A 2,124-nucleotide genomic window follows, 5' to 3' on the forward strand; every position below is an offset into this window, starting at 1 on the left:
GATCTTGATGATGCGCAAATAGTAATAGGCGCCCACTACCGAGGCCAGCACGCCGATGATCGCCAGCGCGTAGAGATTGGCGTTGATGGCGGCGAGGAAGACGTACCATTTCCCCCAGAAGCCGGCGAGCGGTGGAATGCCGGCGAGTGAGAACATCAGGATGGTCAGGATCGTCGCCATGACCGGATTGGTCGACGACAGGCCGGCCAGGTCGCTGATCTGCTCGACATTGCCTTCCTTGCGCCGCATGGCGAGGATGAAGGCGAAGGTGCCGAGCGTCATCACCAGATAGATCAGCATGTAGATGGCAACGCCGCGCACGCCGGCCTGGCTGTTGGCGGCAAGGCCGACCAGCGCGTAACCCATATGGCCAATCGAGGAATAGGCCATCAGGCGCTTGATGTTGGTCTGCCCGATTGCGGCGAAGGAGCCGAGTGCCATCGAGGCGATCGAGATGAAGACGATGATCTGCTGCCAGTCGGCGGCGATTGGCTTGAACGCGCCCATGGTGACGCGCACGATCAGTGCCATCGCCGCCATTTTCGGCGCCGCCGCCAGGAAGGCCGTCACCGGAGTCGGCGCGCCCTCATAGACGTCAGGCGTCCACATGTGGAACGGCACCGCGGAAATCTTGAAGGCAAGGCCGGCCAGCACGAAGACGAGGCCGAAAACGAGGCCAAGCTGGCGCTCGCCGCTGCCGAGTGCCGTGGCGATTTCCTGGAAGCCGGTGTTGCCGGTGTAGCCGTAGACCAGGCTGATGCCATAGAGCAGCATGCCCGACGACAGCGCACCGAGAACGAAATATTTGAGGCCCGCTTCGGTCGAGCGCAGATTGTCGCGGTTGATCGCGCACAGCACATAGATCGCCAGCGACTGCAGCTCGAGGCCGAGATAGAGGCCGATCATGCTGTTGGCCGAGATCATCAGCATCATGCCGAGCGTGCACAGCAGGATCAGCACCGGATATTCGAACTTGTCGAAACGCTCCGCCTTGGCGAAGCGCATCGACATCACCAGCGTCACCGCCGAGCCAACCAGTGCCAGCACCTTCATGAAGCGGCCGAAGGAATCCTGGATGAAGGCATTGCCATAAGCGCTGCCCTGCCCGGTTCGGAAGATCAGCCAGGCGCCCACGATCGCCAGCACGGCAACCGCAAGGCCGGTTACCGTGTTGGCCGTGTTGGCGCGCGAATAGGCTCCGACCATCAGCAGCGCCAGCGCGCCGACGGCAAGGATCAGCTCTGGCGTCGAGAGCGACAGGCTGGAGAGAAGGTCCGGCGTCATGGTTCGCAAAACCTCTGGTCAGTTCGCCGCCGCGGTCTGCGCGGCGCCGATGGATGCAGTGACATTGGTGACGAGCGACTTGACCGATTGGGCCGTCGCGTCGAAGACCGGGGCGGGATAGACGCCGAAGAAGATGACCAGCACGACCAGCGGGTAGATGATCACCTTCTCGCGCGGCGACAGGTCGAGCAGTCCCTTAAGGCTCTCCTTGGTCAGTGCGCCGAAGATCACCCGGCGGTAGAGCCAGAGCGCGTAGGCGGCCGACAGGATGACGCCGGTGGCGGCGAAGAACGCCACCCATGTGTTGACCCGGAACACGCCGAGCATGGTCAGGAACTCGCCGACGAAGCCGCTGGTACCGGGCAGGCCGACATTGGCCATGGTGAAGATCAGGAACACCGTGGCGTATTTCGGCATGTTGTTGACCAGCCCGCCATAGGCCGCGATCTCACGTGTGTGCATGCGGTCGTAGATGACGCCGACGCACAGGAACAGCGCGCCGGAGACGAGGCCGTGGCTGAGCATCTGGAAGATCGCGCCCTGCACGCCTTCCTGGTTCATGGCAAAGATGCCCATGGTGACGAAGCCCATATGGGCAACCGACGAATAGGCGATCAGCTTCTTCATGTCCTCCTGCATCAGCGCCACCAGCGAGGTGTAGATGATGGCGACGACGGACAGCGCGAAGACCAGCGGCGCGAACATTTCCGACGCCAGCGGGAACATCGGCAAGGAGAAACGCAGGAAGCCGTACCCGCCCATCTTCAACAGGATGCCGGCCAGGATGACGGAGCCCGCCGTCGGCGCCTCGACGTGCGCATCGGGCAGCCAGGTGTGCAC

General features: G+C 62.9%; 2 protein-coding genes. Both read right to left on the reverse strand.

The features are described from left to right. The coding region (nuoN, locus tag EN991_RS33705) for an NADH-quinone oxidoreductase subunit NuoN (RefSeq protein ID WP_127370356.1) at positions 1-1,284 on the reverse strand (1,284 nt) is incomplete at its 3' end. A gap of 18 nt (positions 1,285-1,302) precedes the next feature. Next, positions 1,303-2,124, reverse strand: an 822-nt coding sequence (locus EN991_RS33710) for an NADH-quinone oxidoreductase subunit M (protein WP_164769574.1), incomplete at its 5' end; no start/stop codon positions are given.

The sequence above is a fragment of the Mesorhizobium sp. M7A.F.Ca.US.005.03.2.1 genome, assembly GCF_003997795.1.
GTDB classification, from domain to species: domain Bacteria; phylum Pseudomonadota; class Alphaproteobacteria; order Rhizobiales; family Rhizobiaceae; genus Mesorhizobium; species Mesorhizobium ciceri.